General features: G+C 69.9%; 15 protein-coding genes. 7 read left to right on the forward strand and 8 right to left on the reverse strand.

All coding sequences use genetic code 11. The features are described 5' to 3' along the window. Positions 1–3: 3 nt before the first annotated feature. Both ACNI14_RS07620 and gcvP read right to left on the reverse strand, forming a co-directional pair. Positions 4–1119, reverse strand: a complete 1116-nt coding sequence (locus tag ACNI14_RS07620; RefSeq protein WP_420519383.1) for a serine/threonine-protein kinase — start codon at positions 1117–1119, stop codon at positions 4–6. 135 nt (positions 1120–1254) lie between these two features. After that, positions 1255–4113 carry an aminomethyl-transferring glycine dehydrogenase gene (gene gcvP / locus ACNI14_RS07625; RefSeq protein ID WP_518486580.1) on the reverse strand — a complete coding sequence of 953 codons (2859 nt, stop codon included), beginning with the start codon at positions 4111–4113 and terminating at the stop codon, positions 1255–1257. 195 nt (positions 4114–4308) lie between these two features. Here gcvP and ACNI14_RS07630 point away from each other — a divergent pair, with 195 nt between their 5' ends. Together ACNI14_RS07630 and ACNI14_RS07635 are read left to right on the forward strand one after the other, a co-directional pair. Further along, positions 4309–4602: a hypothetical protein gene (locus ACNI14_RS07630; protein ID WP_420519385.1), complete on the forward strand. Its 294-nt coding sequence runs from the start codon at positions 4309–4311 to the stop codon at positions 4600–4602. Positions 4603–4705: 103 nt separating this feature from the next. Beyond that, complete coding sequence (locus ACNI14_RS07635; protein ID WP_420519433.1) at positions 4706–7138, forward strand: glycogen/starch/alpha-glucan phosphorylase; 2433 nt, start codon at positions 4706–4708, stop codon at positions 7136–7138. 323 nt (positions 7139–7461) lie between these two features. Here the strand turns inward: ACNI14_RS07635 and hslR are convergent, their stop codons facing one another. Continuing rightward, on the reverse strand, positions 7462–7845 hold the full coding sequence (gene hslR, locus ACNI14_RS07640) for an Hsp15 family ribosome-associated heat shock protein (protein ID WP_420519386.1): 384 nt from the start codon (positions 7843–7845) through the stop codon (positions 7462–7464). 62 nt (positions 7846–7907) lie between these two features. Here hslR and ACNI14_RS07645 point away from each other — a divergent pair, with 62 nt between their 5' ends. From ACNI14_RS07645 to ACNI14_RS07660, 4 genes are all read left to right on the forward strand, one after another. Continuing rightward, positions 7908–8555 carry a hypothetical protein gene (locus tag ACNI14_RS07645; protein ID WP_420519387.1) on the forward strand — a complete coding sequence of 216 codons (648 nt, stop codon included), beginning with the start codon at positions 7908–7910 and terminating at the stop codon, positions 8553–8555. 17 nt (positions 8556–8572) lie between these two features. Then, positions 8573–9634 (forward strand): threonine aldolase family protein, encoded by a 1062-nt coding sequence (locus tag ACNI14_RS07650; RefSeq protein WP_420519388.1) that lies wholly within the window; start codon positions 8573–8575, stop codon positions 9632–9634. A 64-nt stretch (positions 9635–9698) separates the two neighbouring features. Then, entirely contained in the window at positions 9699–10079 is a 381-nt protein-coding gene (locus ACNI14_RS07655; protein WP_420519389.1) for a YchJ family protein, read from the forward strand. 81 nt (positions 10080–10160) lie between these two features. Beyond that, positions 10161–10694, forward strand: a complete 534-nt coding sequence (locus ACNI14_RS07660; RefSeq protein ID WP_420519390.1) for a DJ-1/PfpI/YhbO family deglycase/protease — start codon at positions 10161–10163, stop codon at positions 10692–10694. 131 nt (positions 10695–10825) lie between these two features. Here ACNI14_RS07660 and gtfA read toward each other — a convergent pair whose 3' ends face one another. From gtfA to ACNI14_RS07685, 5 genes are read right to left on the reverse strand one after another with little or no spacing between them, the layout of a single operon-like run. Further along, positions 10826–12316 (reverse strand): sucrose phosphorylase, encoded by a 1491-nt coding sequence (gtfA, locus tag ACNI14_RS07665; protein WP_420519391.1) that lies wholly within the window; start codon positions 12314–12316, stop codon positions 10826–10828. A gap of 16 nt (positions 12317–12332) precedes the next feature. Next, positions 12333–13301 carry an alpha/beta hydrolase gene (locus tag ACNI14_RS07670; protein ID WP_420519392.1) on the reverse strand — a complete coding sequence of 323 codons (969 nt, stop codon included), beginning with the start codon at positions 13299–13301 and terminating at the stop codon, positions 12333–12335. Further along, positions 13298–14122, reverse strand: coding sequence for a carbohydrate ABC transporter permease (locus ACNI14_RS07675; RefSeq protein WP_420519393.1), 825 nt, complete (start codon positions 14120–14122; stop codon positions 13298–13300). Before ACNI14_RS07675 ends, ACNI14_RS07670 begins: the two co-directional genes overlap by 4 nt. Next, positions 14119–15090 carry a carbohydrate ABC transporter permease gene (locus ACNI14_RS07680; RefSeq protein WP_420519394.1) on the reverse strand — a complete coding sequence of 324 codons (972 nt, stop codon included), beginning with the start codon at positions 15088–15090 and terminating at the stop codon, positions 14119–14121. Before ACNI14_RS07680 ends, ACNI14_RS07675 begins: the two co-directional genes overlap by 4 nt. Before the next feature lie 8 nt (positions 15091–15098). After that, positions 15099–16499 carry an ABC transporter substrate-binding protein gene (locus ACNI14_RS07685; protein ID WP_420519395.1) on the reverse strand — a complete coding sequence of 467 codons (1401 nt, stop codon included), beginning with the start codon at positions 16497–16499 and terminating at the stop codon, positions 15099–15101. Between the two features lie 175 nt (positions 16500–16674). On the opposite strand from ACNI14_RS07685, the gene ACNI14_RS07690 reads away from it, so the two are divergent. Next, complete coding sequence (locus ACNI14_RS07690; protein WP_420519396.1) at positions 16675–17739, forward strand: LacI family DNA-binding transcriptional regulator; 1065 nt, start codon at positions 16675–16677, stop codon at positions 17737–17739. The last annotated feature ends 61 nt before the right edge of the window (positions 17740–17800 follow it).

Here is a 17800-nt window from a genome sequence, read left to right on the forward strand (position 1 = left end):
GACCTAGGCCCCGACCACGATCAGCACGGTGACCGCCGCGCCGAGCGCAGCGGCGCCGATGACGGCGGCCGTGATCGCGACCGCGCGGCCCACGCGGTTCGCCGCGGCCTCGTGACGGGTGACGGTGCCCTGCCGAGTGCCGGTGGCCGCATCGCGCCGGGGACGGCGGGACTCCACGGACACCGTCGAGCGTCGCGTGGGCGGGGCCGGCTCCGCGTCGCGCAGGCCCACCGCCGCCTGCGCCCACTCGTCGGTGGGCACGTCGAGCGCCGTCGGCGCCCGCCCCAGCTCGCGCTCCACCTCGCGCAGCGCCTCCCCGAAAGCGAGCGCAGTCGGGTAGCGATCTCCCGGCAGGCGGCGCATGCCCCCCTCGAGCGCACGCTCGAGGGACGCGGGCACATCCGAGCGCCCGGTCGGGGTGTACTTGGCGCGCGAGATGCGGGCCCTCAACTGCAGGTCGTCGCCCCGGCGGCCGTCCGGCAGGTCGAAGGGCGCGCGCTGAGCCAGCAGCGTGTACACGGTGGCCGCGAGCGCCCACACCTCCGATGCGACCGTGCCGGACGTGCGCTGCTCGACCACCTCGGGCGCGCTCCACGGCGGCGACAGTGCAATGGTCTCCGCCTCGCCGTGCGCGAGCGCGGACGCGACGCCGAAGTCGGACAGCACGGGGTGGCCGAAAGAGGTGAGCAGGATGTTGGAGGGCTTGATGTCGCGGTGCAGCAGTCCCGCCCGGTGAGCGGCCTCGACCGCGCCCGTGATCTTCACGCCGATCGACAGCACCTCGGCCACGGGCATCAGTTCATTCCGGTACCGGTTCGTGAGCGAGGCGGGGCAGTACTCCACCACCAGGTAGGGGCGCCCGTCGGCGGAGACGCTCGCCTGATACACGGTGAGGATCGACGGGTGAGAGCTGAGACTCGCCATGATGTCGGCCTCGGCGGACAGCGTGCGCGCCGCGGCCTGATCCTCGATGCGACTGAGCAGCACCTTGACGGCGACGAGCCGGTGCGGCATGTCCTGCTGGAAGAGATAGACGTCCGCGAAGCCGCCGGAACCGAGCGGCCGGATGTAGGTGTAACCGGGCAGCACCGGGGGGCTCAGCGGTTGACGACGCGTCACGGCCTCTCCCTCCCCTGATCAACTCGTGCCACCGCGCTGCGGCCACAAGGCCATGGGAAACCAGGTCACTCTAACCGACGACGCGCACCGCGCCGCGGCGCGTGTGACCCAAGCCACCGCAGCGCAGATCCGGGGTCAGTCGTCGGCGTCCTCGACGTACGCCTCCACGGGCGGGCACGAGCACACGAGGTGGCGGTCGCCGTGCGCGTTGTCGACACGAGACACCGGGGGCCAGTACTTGTCCTGCCGCAGTCCGGGCACCGGGAACGCCGCCTGCTCCCGCGAATAGGCGCGATCCCAGCCGTCGGCGACGACCGCATCGGCCGTATGGGGGGCGTGCCGGAGCGGGGAGTCCGCCGCGGCGATGTCGCCGCGCTCGATCGCCGCGATCTCCTCGCGGATGACGAGCATCGCGTCGACGAATCGATCGATCTCGCCCAGGTCCTCGGACTCGGTGGGCTCGACCATCAGCGTGCCCGGCACCGGGAAGGACATCGTCGGTGCATGCAGCCCAAAGTCGACGAGCCGCTTCGCGACGTCCTCGTTGGTGATGCCGGTGGTCTTGGTCAGCGGACGGATGTCGAGCACGCACTCGTGCGCCACGAGGCCCCCGGGTCCGCGGTACAGCACGGGGAAGGCGTCCGCGAGCCGGGCGGCGACATAGTTGGCGGCGAGCACCGCGGTCTTGGTGGCATTCATGAGGCCCTCGTGACCCATGAGCGCGATGTACGCCCACGTGATCGGCAGGATCCCGGCCGATCCGTACGGGGCAGCGCTGACCGGGGCGCCGAGCCGGCGCAGCTCGGCCGGGCGCTGGATCGTCTGTCGCAGCGCGGGCAGGTAAGGAATCAGGTGCTCCGCGACCGCGACGGGCCCCACGCCTGGGCCTCCGCCGCCGTGAGGGATGCAGAACGTCTTGTGAAGGTTGAGGTGCGACACGTCGCCGCCGAAGTGGCCGGGCTTGGCGAGACCCACCAGAGCGTTCAGGTTCGCGCCGTCGATGAACACCTGACCACCCGCGTCGTGCACCGCGGCGCACACCTCGCCCACGTGCTCCTCGTAGACGCCGTGGGTCGACGGGTACGTGATCATCATGCACGCCACCCGGCCCTCGTGAGCCGCGAGCTTCGCGCGCAGGTCGGCGAGGTCGACCTCCCCGTCGGTGGCCGTGGACACCACCACCACACGCAGTCCCGCGAGCACCGCGGAGGCGGCATTCGTGCCATGCGCCGATGCGGGGATCAGGCATATGTCGCGCTCGGGCTGGCCCTGGTCGCGGTGGTAGGCCCGGATCGCCAGCAGTCCCGCGTACTCCCCCTGGGCGCCGGAATTGGGCTGCACCGACACTGCGGCGTAGCCCGTGATCTCCGCGAGCCATCCCTCGAGCTGAGCGATCATGTCGCGGTATCCCGCGGTCTGGTCCGACGGCGCGAACGGGTGGATGCGGGCGAAGCCGGGCCAGCTGATGGCCGCCATCTCGACGGCGGCGTTGAGCTTCATCGTGCACGAGCCGAGCGGGATCATGGTGCGGTCCAGCGCCAGGTCCCGGTCGGCCAGGCGGCGCATGTACCGCATGAGCGACGTCTCGGACCGGTGCTGGTGGAACACCGGGTGCGTCAGGTAGTCGCTGGTGCGGCGCAGGGAGCGGGGAATCGCCACGCGCGGCGCGGTGTACACCGCATGCCGCTTGACGGCCGTCACGGCCTCGACCAGGTGGTCGATGATGTCCAGGCTCGTCACCTCGTCGCATGCCATGGCGACGTGGTCGGCGTCGACGCGGCGCAGGTTGATGCCTGCGGCGGCCGCGCGAGCGATCACCGAGTCCGCGCCACCGTGCACCTCCGCCACGATCGTGTCGAAGAAGCTCTCGTGCTTGATGGTCACGCCAGCGGCGGACAGGGCGTCGGCCAGCGTGACAGCGGTGTTGTGCACCTGCTGCGCGATCGCGCGCAGTCCGTCGGGGCCGTGGTGGATCGCGTAGAAGCCGGACACGATCGCGAGCAGCGCCTGCGCGGTGCAGATGTTGGACGTCGCACGGTCGCGGCGGATGTGCTGCTCGCGCGTCTGCAGCGCGAGGCGATACGCGGTGCGACCGTCGGCGTCGACGCTCACCCCCACCAACCGGCCGGGGAGCTGCCGCTCGAGCCCCTCCCGCACCGCCATGAACGCCGCGTGCGGCCCGCCGAAGAACAACGGCACGCCGAACCGCTGCGCGGAGCCCACCGCGATGTCGGCGCCGATCTCTCCCGGCGACTTCACCATCGTGAGCGACAGCAGGTCCGCGGCGACCGCGACCAGGCCGCCGGCATCGTGCGCGGCGGCGACGACGTCCTGGATCTCGCGCAGCACTCCGGTGGCTCCCGGCTGCTGGAGCACCAGTCCCACGAGGTCGGCCGGCGGCTCCCAGCCCACGTCGATGTCGTGAATCTCGAGTCGCATGCCGATCGCCTCCGCGTGCGCCTCGACCACCGCGATGGTCTGAGGCAGGCATTCGGAGTCGAGCACCATCACCCCGTCCTCCCGGCCCGTGACGGCGCGGCGCATCAGCAGCACGGCCTCAGAGACCGCCGTGGCCTCGTCGAGCAGGGACGCACCGGCGACGGGCAGCGACGTGAGGTCGGAGACCATGGTCTGGAAGTTCAGCATCGCCTCGAGGCGGCCCTGCGAGATCTCGGCCTGATACGGGGTATAGGCGGTGTACCAGGCAGGGTTCTCGAGGACATTGCGGCGAATGACCATCGGGGTGATGGTGTCGTAGTAGCCCTGGCCGATCATCTGGGTGTGGACGTGGTTGCGCTGCGCGAACGACTGAAGAGCGCTCAGGGTGCCGTTCTCCGTGAGCGGGTCCGGCAGCACCAGCACGTCGTCCTGGCGGATCGACTCGGGCACGGCGGTCTCCGCCAGCACGGCGAGCGAGGGGTGGCCCACGGCCGCGAGCATGGTGTCGATGGCGGACTCGTCGGGGCCGATGTGGCGGTCTGCGAAGGAGGTCACGGGCCCATTGTGTCCCAAAGGCACGAGGGGCGACAGGGCCCCGACGGCGCGTGGCGACATTGCGGCCCTCGCGCGGGGACGTCGCGGCGTGCCGGCGCGGTGCCGCGAGCGCGGCACAGGCGGCGCGCCACTGCGAAAGGCGTCGCGGCCTGGCACGGAGCGCTGTGCCACCATGTGAACTCGAGGAGGTCACCCATGGAGGTCATGCTCGGCGCCGTGCTCGGACTGCTGTTGGGGTGGGGCGCGTCCCGCACCCACCCGTCGGTGGACGCGGGAGGCATCGTCGGCTCGCTGGCCGGGGTCGTCGGCGGCCTCATGGGCCAGGCCTGGCTGGGCCCCGTGCTCGCGCCCTCCCTGGCGGACGAGGCCTTGGCGGGAGCCGCCGCCGGCGGGGCCATCGGGGGCCTCGTGCTCGCCCTGCTCGTGGGCGCAGCCGTGCTCCAGCTGCGACGCCGCCTGCGCGATCGGGCCCGCGATACCCGCGACTGAGGGGCCGCGCCTTGTGTCAGGCGTGTGAACTCTTGAGGCAAGTGGACACGGGTCCCGGGTCCAGCGCCATAGATTGGGGGATGTGAAAGACAACCCCGCACCCATGGCCGCCCGCGAGCACACCGTCGAGAGCTTCACCCGCGAGTTCCTTCGCGAAGTGAACTTCGGGCAGGGAGTCGACCTCGACCGGGCCTCCCCCAACGACGCCTACCTCGCTCTCGCGCGCACCGTGCGTCACTACCTGATGACGGGCTGGCTCGAGACCCTCCGGCGTCAGCACCAGGAGCAGGCGAAGTCTGTCGCGTACCTGTCCGCCGAGTACCTGCTGGGACCGCAGCTCGAGAACGCGCTGCTGGCCGCCGACCTGGGGCCGATCGCCAAGGAGGCGCTGAGCGAGCTCGGCCTCGACATCGCGGACCTGTGCCAGGTGGAGATCGAGCCGGGCCTCGGCAACGGCGGGCTGGGCCGGCTGGCCGCGTGCTTCGTGGACTCGCTCGCCACCCTCGACGTGCCCTCGATCGGCTACGGAATCCGCTACGAGTTCGGCATCTTCCGCCAGTCCTTCGTGGAAGGCGAGCAGGTCGAGCGGCCGGATCACTGGCTGCGGCTCGGCTCTCCGTGGGAGCTGCCTCACCCCGAGAACTCGGTCGAGGTGTCGTTCGGCGGTCACACCGAGGCCGTCGGCGCCGGCCCGGATGGCGCCCGCACGTGGGTGCCCGGCTGGCAGGTGACCGCGGTCCCGTACAACTACATGGTCCCGGGATACCGCAATGGGCGCGTCAACACGCTGCGCCTGTGGTCCGCCAAGGCCACCCGTGAATTCGACCTGCAGATCTTCAACGCGGGCGACTACGCCGAGGCGGTGCGCGCCCGCACGTTCGCCGAGAACATCTCGAAGGTCCTCTACCCCGAGGACTCGACGCCCCAAGGCAAGGAGCTCAGGCTCCAGCAGCAGTACTTCTTCGTGGCCGCGTCGCTGCGCGACTTCCTCGAAACGGTGCTGCCGGAGGACTTCGACCTGCACAAGCTCCCGGACCGCGTCACGTGGCAGCTCAACGACACCCACCCGGTGATCGCGGTGCCCGAGTTCATGCGGCTGCTCGTCGACGAGCGCGGGTGGGCCTGGGAGGACGCCTGGGCCGTCACGCAGAAGGTGTTCGCCTACACGTGCCACACGCTGCTGCCCGAGGCCCTCGAGGTGTGGCCCGTCGCGCTGCTCGGCAAGCTGCTGCCCCGCCACCTGGAGATCATCTACCGCATCAACGACAACTTCCTCGACGAGCTGCGGGAGGCCTACCCGGGCGACGTGCTGCGCGCGCGGCGCATGTCGATCATCGCCGAGGAGCCGGTGCGCTCCGTCCGGATGGCGCACCTCGCGACCGTCGCGGGCTTCAAGGTCAACGGCGTGGCCGAGCTCCACTCTCAGCTGCTGCGGGACAAGGTGCTCGCCGACTTCGCCGAGCTGTGGCCGGACAAGTTCACGAACGTCACCAACGGCGTCACGCCGCGCCGGTTCCTGCGACTGTCGAACCCGGGCCTGTCCGAGCTCATCACCGAGGCGATCGGCGACGGCTGGGTCACCGACCTCGAACAGCTGCGCGGCCTCGAGCCGCTCGCCGACGACGCCGAGTTCCGGCGCCGGTTCCGCGAGGTCAAGGCCTCCAACAAGGTCCGCCTGGCCGAGGTCCTGCGCGAGCGCGACGGCATCGACATCGCGGGGGACGCGATGGTCGACGCCATGGTCAAGCGCCTACATGAGTACAAGCGTCAGTCCCTCAAGCTGCTGCACATCGTGTCCCTGTACGAGGGCATCACCAGCGGCCGCGTGCCCCTCGAGTCGGTCACGCCGCGGACGTTCGTGTTCGGCGCCAAGGCGGCGCCGGGCTACGTGCGCGCCAAGGAGACCATCGCCCTCATCAACGCCGTGGGCAGGACCATCAACGCCGACGCGTCGCTCGGGGGCCGCCTCCGGGTCGCCTTCCCCGCCAACTACAACGTGACCCTCGCCGAGACGCTGATCCCGGCCGCCGACCTGTCCGAGCAGATCTCGCTGGCCGGCAAGGAGGCCTCGGGGACGGGCAACATGAAGTTTGCTCTCAACGGCGCCCTGACCGTGGGCACCGACGACGGCGCGAACGTGGAGATCCGACAGCTGGTCGGGGACGACCACTTCTTCCTGTTCGGCATGACCGAGCCCGACGCCGCCGACCTCGAGGCCGGCGGCTACAAGCCGGGCGACGTCTACGAGACCGATCCCCAGCTGAAGGCCGCGCTCGACATGATCGCCTCTGGTGCGTTCACGGATGGGGAGCGAGGCGGCGCCGTCGCGTCGATCTTCGCGAGCCTCACCGAGCGCGACAGGTTCATGGCGCTCGCGGACTTCCGCTCGTACATGGACGCGCAGGAGCGGGTCGACGCCGCCTACGCGGACCCGGAGGCATGGTCGCGCTCGGCCGTGCTGAACGTCGCACGCTCCGGCTTCTTCAGCTCGGACCGGTCGATCCGGGACTACCTCCAGCGCATCTGGCGCGCCTAGCGGGTCATCACAGCGGCCGGCCGCCGCACCGCACCCATGGGGCCCTCATTCCGCCAGACCCCCCGTTTCGCCGCGCCCCCGTGACCCCGTGACCCCCTGACCCCGTGACCCCGCAACCCCCTGACCCCCTGACCCCCTGACCCCCTGACCCCCTGACCCCACCGCAAGTGTCGATAACTGTGCACTTTCGCGCCGAAAACCGGCCATAAATCGACACTTGCGCAGGCTTGGGGGCCTCGAGCGGGCAGGGGCCGATGCGCGGGCAGGGCCCGGTGCGCAGGCTTGGGCCTTGGAACGGGCGTGGGGCCGATGCGCGGGCAGGCTCAGCGCGTCCGGCGGCCGCGCAGCCGGTCGAGCTGGCGGCGTTCGCGCTTGGTGGGTCGTCCGGCACCGCGGTCCCGCACCCCGACCGCTGCCGGGCGCTCCGCTCGCGGCGGCGGTGGCGGACTGTGGTCGATGTAGGCCGCCTGTGCCACGGGTGCGCCCACGCGCTTCACCAGCAGCTGGCGCACCTCGACGATCTTGATCTGCTCGTGCAGCCGCACCTCGACCCGGTCGCCCACGCGCACGGTGGTCGCAGGTTTGGCACGCTCGCCGTTCACGCGCACGTGACCGGCCCGCGCCGCCGCGGTCGCCGCTGACCGAGTCTTCGCCAGTCGCACGGCCCACACCCAGGCATCGGCCCTCGCGCTCGTCCTACTCTCCACGGATCGAGCCTAAGGGCGAGCGCGGAGGCGCGCGCGCATCGGCCGGGCATACGCTTGCCGGTATGAACGTCATCCTCGAAGTCATCGGCTGGACCGGTTCCCTCCTCATCGTCTGGTCGCTCATGCAGGCGCGCGTGCTGAAGTTCAGGTGGATGAACCTCGCGGGCGCGTTCATCGCCACCGTGTACAACGCGGTGATCGGGATCTGGCCGTTCGCCTTCATGAACCTCGCCATCACCGTCATCGACATCTACTGGCTGCGCCGGCTCTACCGGGAATCGCACGATGAGGCGATCTACCAGGTGCTTGCCGTGGACGCCGACAACGCCTTCCTGCACCGCGTGCTCGAGGAGCACGCGCAGGACGTTCAGGAGCACGCACCGAACTTCGCCATCGACGGCGACACCGGCACCGACGCCGGGGGAACCCGCCACACGTTCCTGGTGGTGCGCGGCGACGAGGCCGTCGGCGTGGTCGTGGTCCGCGACCTCGGCGACGGCGTGGGCCTGGTCGAGCTGGACTGGGTCAAGGAGCGGTTCCGAGACTTCACGCCCGGAGAGTTCGTCTACCGCAAGTCTCAGGTGCTGTCGGACGCGGGCTTCCAGCACCTCGAAGTCGTCCCCCATGACGCGACGGACCTCGACTACCTCCGGCGCGTGGGATTCCACCAAAACGGGTCGCGGTGGGTGCGAGAGGTCGCTGCGGCTTGAGCCACGAGGCCGGGACCGTGCACTTCGCCTCTGACAACTACGCGTCGGTCCACCCCGAGGTGTTCGCCGCGATGGCCGACGTCAACGTCGGGCACGACGCCGCCTATGGCGCCGATGCGGCAACGGCTGCCTTCGATGCGGCAGTGGCTCAGGAGTTCGGTGAGGCCGCGCTCGGGTATCCCGTCTTCAACGGCACCGGCGCGAATGTCGTGTCGCTGATGGCGCTGTCGCCCCGCTGGGGTGGGGTGGTCGCATCCGAGCACGCGCACATCCACCGGGACGAGAACGGCGCACCGGAACGCGTGGGCGGGTTGAAGCTCCTCGAGGTGCCGGCCCCAGACGGCCGCATCGATCCCGCGTCCCTCGACCGCTGGACGCCGGACATCGGCGACGAGCACCGCGCCCAGCCGCTGGTGCTGTCCGTCACCCAGTCGACCGAACTGGGAACCGTGTACGACCTGGACGCGCTGACGGCACTGGTGTCACGGGCGCATGCGCTGGGGATGAGGGTCCATCTGGACGGGGCGCGGCTTGCGAACGCCGCCGCGGCGCTGGGGGTGAGCCTGGCCGAGGCGTGCGGCGGGGCGGACATGGTGTCCCTCGGCGGCACCAAGAACGGCGCGATGGGCGCCGAGGCCATCGTGGTGCTCGCCCCCGACCTGCGCGACCGGTTGGCCGCCGAACTGCCCCACCTGCGCAAGTCCACCATGCAGCTGGGTTCGAAGATGCGCTACGCATCGGCGCAGCTGACCGCGCTGCTGACATCGCGCGACGAGTCGGGCGACCCGCTGTGGCTTCGCAACGCGCGCCACGCGAATGCGAGGGCGGCACGGCTGCGGCGAGAGCTCGAACCGCTTGCGGGGGACGGCACGGTGCGCTTCACGCAGGAGACGCAGGCCAACGCGGTCTTCGTCGAGATGCCGCGTACGCTGGCGGCACGGCTTCGCGAGGCGTCCCGCTTCTACGACTGGCAGGCCGGGTCGACCCCCGACACGGTCGAGGTGCGCCTGATGTGCGCGTGGGACACGTCCGCCGAGGACTGCGCTCGGCTCGCCGCGCACGCTCGTGCGCAGCGGTGACGAGCCCGTGCGGAAACTGACGCTGATGGCAGCAGCCCCGACCACGCTGCAGTGGAGGGCATGAATGGCAGTCGCGTGTCCCTGCGGCTCCGGCGAAGGATTCGCCGCCTGTTGCCGACCGCTGCTGCGTGGCGAACGCGAGGCCGCGACCGCATCGGCCCTCATGCGCTCGCGCTACACCGCGTACGTGCGCCGGGACCAGGAGTACCTGCTGCGCACGTGGCACCCGTCGACCCGCCCGGATCTGCTCGAACTGGAGGGGATCCGGTGGCGTGGGCTCGACGTTCGCGCCGCGGTCAAGGGCGGCGAGAGCGACACCGAGGGCACCGTGTCCTTCACCGCGCTGTTCGAGGACGCGGCGGGGGCTGCCGCCGCGATGCACGAGACGAGCAGGTTCGTGCGCGAGTCCAGGCGGTGGGTCTACGTCGATGGCGACGTGGACTGACGGTTCCGGCGGAATGCAACGCGGGTCGCGTGGGGTTGACGCTCGCGTAGACGGATTGCCCGCCGACGAGAGGAGAGCGCCGTGAGCGCACTGATCATCACCACCAACTATGGGGTCGAGCAGGACGAGTTGAAGAAGCCCCTGGAGGCGCTGCGCGAGGCGGGCGTGCCCGTGACCCTCGCCGCGTCCGAGTACAGCCCCGTGCAGTCGCTGGTGGGAGACAAGGACCTGGGCGAGACGTTTGAGCCCGACACTCTCCTCGCCGATGCCCAGATGGGCGATCACGCGGTGCTCGTCGTGCCCGGCGGCACCATCAACGCCGACAACCTACGGACGGACGATGCGGCAGTTGCCTTGGTGCGTGCATTCGCCGCCGATGGGCGCACGGTCGCGTCGATCTGCCACGGGCCGTGGCTGCTCGCCGAGGCCGACGTGGCACGAGGCAAGTCCCTGACGTCCTATCCGTCCATCGCGACCGATCTGCGCAACGCGGGTGCGACGTGGGAGGACGTGGAGCTGCGCCGGTGCGAGGCCGAGGGTTGGACGCTGCTGACATCGCGCAATCCCGGCGACCTCGACGCCTTCGCGCCCGCCGTCGTGGCGGCTGCGCACTAACGAGCGGCGGCGGCCGCGCACGCAGACGCGGCGCCGTCGGCCGCCAGCGTCCGAACGTACGAAGGCCCCCCAATCCCGGGATCGCCGGGGTGGGGGGCCTTCGCCTTTCGAGTGCCTCTAGTGTGCGGAGGTCACTGGGGCGTGGTCGCGGTCGTGTGGTCGCAGACCAACGTGTTCTCACGGCCGGTGGCGAGCAGGGCGAAGGTCCCCTCGGCGACGTCCGCCTCGAGCACCACCTCCTGGTCGCCGTGGTTCCAGCGCATGGTGAGGGCGGTGTCGGTGAAGTCGGACGTGAACTCGCCGGAAAAGGCACCGTGAGTGCGGCGCAGCCGGAGCGCGTCGAGCTGAGCGGCCACGACGGGCGTGCCGATCGCCGCGGTGATCTCATCCGCCGAGTAGTGGTGCCGGTTCACGTCGCGACCCACGCCGGACGCTTCGAGCAGCTCCATGTCGTTGGCGCCCGCCAGCAGTCCCACGTAGTACACCTGGGGGATTCCCGGGGTCATGATCTGGATGAGGCGCGCGAGCAGGTAGCGAGCATCGTCACGGCCGAGTGCATCGTAGAACGTGCAGTTCACCTGGTAGAGGTCGAGATTCGAGGCTGCGGCACCGGTGGCTGCGCGGCTCGTGCCGCCGCTCGCGTCGTGGATCGACTCCACGAGCGCGTCGATCTGCTCCGGGTTCAACAGTCCCGGGTCGCCGGGGCGCAGGTCGTTCGCACCCACGTCGACGATGCCGATGCCGTCGTGGGTGTCCAGCACCGTCACCGCATTCGCCGGCCGGACGTCGAACCATGCCTCGAGCGGCCGCAGGTCCTGGGCGTGCAGGGCATGCAGCACCAGCGGCGGCAGTGCGAAGTCGTACACGTAGTCGACGCTGCGCGCGATCTCGACCTGCTGCAGGTAGTGGCCGTGGATCTCGAGCAGGACCGTCGCGCCCCGCTCGTGAGCGAGCTCCAGGATGCGCTGCGTGTAGCGCGTCGCGGCCTCCGTCATGAAGCAGGACGTCCCCCTCTCCTTGCCCGTGTAGCCGACGGCGTCGAGACGCAGCATGGTGACACCTGCGGAGGTGAGGGCGTCGATCACGCTCTCGAGGTACTCCCATGCGACGTCGCTGCGCAGGTCGAGGTCGATCTGGTCGGGCGTGAACGTGGTCCACACCAGCCGGCGCTCGCCACCGAGGGTGATGGCCGTGAAGGGCATGCCCGGGCGCGGACGGTAGATGCGCGCCAGGTCCTGCTCGGTCGCGCCGTCCGGGAACAGCGACGACAGCGTCAAGAACATCGGCGCCCAGCGGGAAGCGTCGCCCTTCTCGATGACGTCCTGGAACATCGCCGAGCCCGACGACACGTGATTGACGATCACATCGCTCATCACGGTGTGATCAGAGCCGAGGGCGCTGACGTCCTGCCAGGTGCCCAGCCGCGGATCGACCTGAGTGTGGTCGGTCGGGTCGAAGCCCGCGTCCGTGCCATCGAAGGGCGTGTAGTACGGCAGCAGGTGCACGCCGTCGAACGCTCCGGAGAGCGGGCCGCGCATCACGGACTGCAGCCCGTCGAGGTCGCCGGCCAAGCGGTCGATGTAGGTGATGAGCTGGGGACCCCCAGCGTGCGGGACGGTCATGGCTGCTCCTTGAGTTTCAGGCGGTACGAAGACGGGTCAGCAGGCGCCGCAGCCACGCTTCGCGTGTGCCGCGTGCCGTGCGGGCCATACGGGCCCACGGCGCGAGCATGTCGAAGGCGTGCGCGCCGCCGGGCCACACGTGCAACTCGGCATCGCCGCCGTCCAGCCACACGCGGGACGCGAAGTCGATGCACTCGTCACGGAACGTCTCTGCCGAGCCTACGTCGATGAACACCGGGGGCATCCCGGACAGATCGTCTGCCAGGGCCGCCGATGCGTGTGGAGTCGGCTCCGCCTCGCCCAGATAGGCCTCCCACGCGACCGCGTTCGCGGTCGCATCCCACGAGCCCGCGCCGATCATCTGTCGCGCGGACGGCGAGTTCGAGCGGTGGTCCAGCATCGGGCACATCAGCAGCAGCCCACTGAGAGGCGGGCCGTCCGTGTCGCGGCACCGCAGGGCGACAGCGGCGGCGAGGCCACCGCCGGCGCTGATGCCCGCGAGCACGATTCGCCCAGCATCGAGCACGCCTGGCGCCTCGCCGGAGGCCAGCCACTCGAGGGCGGTCACGACGTCGTCGGCCGCCGCCGGATACGGATGCTCGGGGGCGAGACGGTACTCGATGGAGGCCACCGCGCAACCCGTCTGGTGTGCGAGGTCCGCCATCGAGTCCAGGTCGGACTCCGCGTTGCCGGCGATCATCCCGCCGCCGTGCAGGAACACCAGCACAGGCACCACGTCCTGCCCGGGCGGAGCGAGCACCACGACGGGCACGGCGGGGTTCGCCCCGCGACCCGGGGCCACGAGCTCCCACCGCTCGAACCCGCCGTGCGACGGCGGTGCCGTTGACGGATCGACGTCGGCCCCCAGGCTGCGCACGCGCGGAATGTCCTCGCGGCTCATCGTGGTCACCACGTTGTCCCGCTGCTGCGCCAGCGCTCGGGCCACCTCGGGATCGAACGGGGGGCGCACGACCGCCTCGGTCATCCCTTCACCGCTCCCTGCAGCAGTGCGGCGACGAACTGACGCTGGAACACGAGGAAGACGATCAGCGTCGGGGTGAGGATCAGCAGCGAGCCGGCGCACAGCAGCGGAATGTCGGTGCCCCACTGACCCTGGAACGCGCCCAGCGCGCCCGCCATGGTGCGTCTCTCGGGGTCGTCGACCAGCACGATCGCGAGCAGGAACTGATTCCAGGTCCACAGGAACAGCAGGATCGCAAGTGAGGCGATCGCGGGGCGGGACAAGGGCACGTGCACCTTCCAGAACAGCTGCCACGTGCTGGCACCGTCCATGCGGGCGGCCTCCGACAGCTCCTCCGGCATGTTCACGAAGTGCGCGCGCATCCACATCACGGCGAACGGCATGAACAGGCCGATGAGGGGCAGGATGATCGCGAGCTGGGTGTTGAGGAGCCCGTAGTCGCGCATCTGGTAGTACAGCGGCACGATGATGCCCTCGAATGGCAGCGTCAGGCCCAGCACGAAGATGATGAACAGGGTGCGCCTGAACGGCACCTTGAGGTGGCCCAGCGCAAAGCCGGCGAGGGTCGCGATCAGGATCGCGGCCGGCACCACGCCGAGCTCGATGAGGAAGCTCGACTGCAGCAGCGCTCCCATGTTCGCGGCTTGGAACGCGAGCAAGAAGTTGTTCCAGTGAAACTCCTCGGGCAGCGACAGCCCTGGCGGATAGGTGCCGGGGGGATGCAGCGCCGTGATGAACAGGCTCACGAACGGCACGATGGTCACCGCCATCACGACGATGAGGAGGATCCGCCCCGTCCAGAGCTCGCGAGCGGTGGTGTTCATGAGTCATCCGATCGGGTCAGGCGGTTGAGCGGAAGGACCACGATCAGCACCAGGACCGTGAGCGCCACAGCGAGGGCGGAGGCCTGGCCGATCTCCCGCTCGAAGAACGCGAGGTAGTAGATCTCGAGGCCGGGCACCATCGTGGAGCTTCCTGGGCCGCCTTGCGTCGAGATGAAGATGATGTCGAAGCTGCGCAGCGCGCTGATCACCGTGATGATGATCGCGACGCCGAGCTCCTGGCGGACGGCCGGGAGAGTCACGGACACGAACTCCCGGATGGGGCCAGCGCCGTCGAGGCGCGCGGCCTCGTACAGAGAGGGGTCCACCTTGGTCATGCCGGCGAGCATCAGCAGCATGCAGAGGCCGACGTTGACCCAGGCCCCGATCACGCCCACCGCGGGCAGAGCGGTGTCGAAGTCGCCCAGCCAGGCACGGGTGAGGCCGTCGAGGCCGATCACGCGCATCACCTGGTTGACCGCGCCGTCAGAGGCGAGCAGCCACGTCCACATGATGCCCGCAGCCACCAGCGGGATCACCTGGGGAAGGAACAGCACCGTCCGCGAGATACCCGCGAGACGGCTCGCGCCCATCTTGCGGATGATGGCCGCCGCGACGACGCCGAAGATCACCGGCACGAAGGAGAAGTAGATGATGAGCTGGAGGGCATTGATGATCGGACCGAGAAGATCGGGGTCCGTGAACAGGCGGACGTAATTCTCCACGCCCGCCCACGTGGCCGTGCTGATGCCGTTCCAGTCATAGAAGGAGTACTGCACCGTGGCCGCCAGGGGCCGCAGCACGAACACTCCGTAGAACGCGAGCGCCGGCGCTACGAGAAGCAGCCCCGGCAGCCCCACCCGCAGGCGCCGCACCTTGTCGGCACGGCGCCTGCGGCGGAGGTCGTCTGACGGCCCTGGAGCGGACGGCAGGCTCGGGGCCTTGTCCGTGGTGCGCCAGGACGTAGTCATGAGCTCAGTCACTCGCCAATCTGGTCGAGGTAGTCGGCCTGGACGGTCTCGAGGAGACCCTCAGGCGTCTGCTGACCGGCCACCATGTTCTGAAGCTGGGGGGTCCAGCTCTGAGCGTAGATCGAGCCGGTTGCGTTGGCGATGAAGTCCATCGCGCCGTTGTTCTCGGCCACCGTCGCGCCAGCCGCAAGGGTCTGAGCGATGACGGAGTCCTCGTCGAGCTCGGGCATGAACGCATCGGCCGGTCCCATGGGGTGCGAGCCGCCGATCTCAACCGCGATGGTGCGAGCGGTCTCGTCCGTGGCGACCCAGTCGAGGAACGTCGCGGCGCAGTCGGGGTTCGCGGCGTTCGCCGAGACTCCGTAGGTCAGCGGCGCGGACATGGCGCCCAGCTGGCCGCCCTCCTCCAGCGGGGGCATCAGGAAGAAGCCAGCGTTCCCGGGCATGTTGGTGTCGAGGTTGCCCGACTCCCAGTCGCCCGTGAAGATGAAGACGCTGTCGCCCTCGATGAAGCGGCTCATCATCTGCGCGTAGTCGATCGCGTTGATGTCGTCGGCGAAGTAGCCCGACTCGATCCAGCCGTTGAGGTGCTGTGCGGCCTCGAGGTTGGACTCGGTGTCGATGTTCGCACCCTCCTGCTGGTAGACCCACGAGTTGATCTCGCTCGGGTCTCCATAGGACGCCATGAGCGCCTGCAGCGGGAACGCGAGGCCACCGGTGGCGCCGCCGTTGAACTGGTGGAGCGGCGTCAGGCCCTCATCGGCAGCAGCCTGCAGGTAGGCGTCGAACTCGTCGAGCGTCGCGGGCGGCTCGGTCATGCCGATCTGCTCCGCGAGCTCGATGTTGTAGAACACGCCGGTCATCGAGTAGTTGAGGCCCATCGCGTAGAGCGGGCCGCTTCCGCGGCGTCCCTCGTCGTCGACGCGCATCTGCTCGAGCTGCGAGGACGGCCACTGGTCCCAGCCGAACTCGGCGGCGTAGGAGTCGAGGTCCATGAGCAGACCATCGGTCGCGAGCTCCGACATCTGCGGCAGGCGCATGATGTCCGTCTCGGAGTCGGCCAGGATGCGGGGGGCGTTCTGGGTGATGACCGCGAACTGGTCCTCGCGGATGTTGAACGTGACGTTGTCGTGCTGGTTCTCGAACTCGGCGGCGAGCTCCGCGAAGACCGGGAAGCCGGTCTCGACGTAGGCCTCGACCGTGACGGGCTCGGTTCCGCAGCTGATCTCGCCCGTGGGCGAAGCCGTCACGGAGCTCGTGGTGGCGGGCGTCTCCTCGGACGCCGTGTCGTCCTCCTCGCCTCCGGGCGGGGAGCATGCGGCGAGGGCGAGAAGCCCTGCCGCGCCGAGTGCGGCGAAGCGTACGGTGCGCCGCCTGGTGGTGCGGGGTGTGACTGGTGTCTGGGACATCGTTGTCTCCCATTCCTCTCATCATGCCCAAGTCTTGGGCGCTCGTGCTAAACCGAACTAGCAAGCGTTAGGTTCGCCTACGGCCGGGCATACTGTCAACTCGGATGCCATAAGGTGGCTGAATCGTTATGGCCCGTCAGGGCGTCGCTACGGGAGCGAAAAGGAGGAGGGTGGCGTGGCCAGCACCAGGGTGACTCTCGCCCACGTCGCCGCCGAGGCCGGGGTCGCAGTCTCGACTGCGTCGCTGGTGCTCTCCGGCCGCGGCACCGCGGTGCGCATCTCCGCCAGCTCCCAGCAGCGCGTCCGTGAGGCCGCGGCAAGGCTCGGCTACCGCCCCAACGCCGTATCAGTCGGGCTCCGCAAGGGCCACACCAGCACACTCGGGTTCATCTCCGACTCCGTCGCCTCGTCGCGGCTCGCGGGCGAGATGATCAAGGGCGCCATCGAGGCGGCACGCGACCGCGGCTTCATGGTGTTCGTCGGCGAGACCGGCGGCAACACCAATCTCGAGCGCCAGCTGCTCGACGCGATGTTCGACCGTCAGGTCGACGGAGTGATCCTGGCCTCCATGCTGACGCACGGCCGGGATCTGCCCACCGACCTCACGCGCACGCCGGCAGTGCTGCTCAACATCGCCACCGACGGTGATCCGGCGTTGCCCGTGGTGCTCCCGGCCGAGCACCAGGCAGGGCGCGACGCCGCCATGACGCTGGTCGAGGCGGGCCATCGCGACATCCACCTGATCGGCGCCGGACCGGGGCCGGATGATGTCCGCACCATCTCCAGCGCGGCGAGGCAGCGCCTCGCCGGAATCCTGGAAGTCCTGGGAGAGCACGGACTGACCCCCGCATCGGGCCGCTCCATCAACCAGTGGCTGCCACCCGAGGGCTACCGCGCCGCACGTGCGCTGCTCGAGCACGGCGTCCCCGGCGCCCTGCTGTGCTTCAACGACCGGCTGGCGATGGGTGCGTATCAGGCGGTGCAGGAGCATGGCCTGTCGATCCCGGGCGACGTCTCCGTGGTGTCGTTCGACGACGCGTCCATCGCCGCCTGGCTGCACCCCGGCCTCACCACGTTCGCGCTGCCCCACCGATCCATGGGCAAGCGGGCGGCGGACCTCGTGGTGGACGTCATCGAGCACGATCGCGGCAAGTCCCCTGGGCCGGCCCCGGGCAGCGGCATCCACTTGATCCCCATGCCGCTGCGCGACCGCGACTCGGTGCGCGAAGTCACTCTTTGAGGCGCGCGGGAACGACCAAGGCCCCCTCACCGGATCACCCGGTGAAGGCGCACAGCCCGGG

This window comes from Demequina pilifera, assembly GCF_048814985.1.
Lineage (GTDB): Bacteria > Actinomycetota > Actinomycetes > Actinomycetales > Demequinaceae > Demequina.

Excerpts from the sequence above, each read along its gene's own strand:
- ACNI14_RS07685 (WP_420519395.1), bottom strand. The coding sequence starts at position 16,499 with ATGTCCCAGACACCAGTCACACCCCGCACCACCAGGCGGCGCACCGTA.
- ACNI14_RS07655 (WP_420519389.1), top strand. The coding sequence starts at position 9,699 with ATGGCAGTCGCGTGTCCCTGCGGCTCCGGCGAAGGATTCGCCGCCTGT.
- ACNI14_RS07680 (WP_420519394.1), bottom strand. The coding sequence starts at position 15,090 with ATGACTACGTCCTGGCGCACCACGGACAAGGCCCCGAGCCTGCCGTCC.
- ACNI14_RS07645 (WP_420519387.1), top strand. The coding sequence starts at position 7,908 with ATGAACGTCATCCTCGAAGTCATCGGCTGGACCGGTTCCCTCCTCATC.
- ACNI14_RS07675 (WP_420519393.1), bottom strand. The coding sequence starts at position 14,122 with ATGAACACCACCGCTCGCGAGCTCTGGACGGGGCGGATCCTCCTCATC.
- ACNI14_RS07670 (WP_420519392.1), bottom strand. The coding sequence starts at position 13,301 with ATGACCGAGGCGGTCGTGCGCCCCCCGTTCGATCCCGAGGTGGCCCGA.
- gtfA (WP_420519391.1), bottom strand. The coding sequence starts at position 12,316 with ATGACCGTCCCGCACGCTGGGGGTCCCCAGCTCATCACCTACATCGAC.
- ACNI14_RS07635 (WP_420519433.1), top strand. The coding sequence starts at position 4,706 with ATGGCCGCCCGCGAGCACACCGTCGAGAGCTTCACCCGCGAGTTCCTT.
- ACNI14_RS07630 (WP_420519385.1), top strand. The coding sequence starts at position 4,309 with ATGGAGGTCATGCTCGGCGCCGTGCTCGGACTGCTGTTGGGGTGGGGC.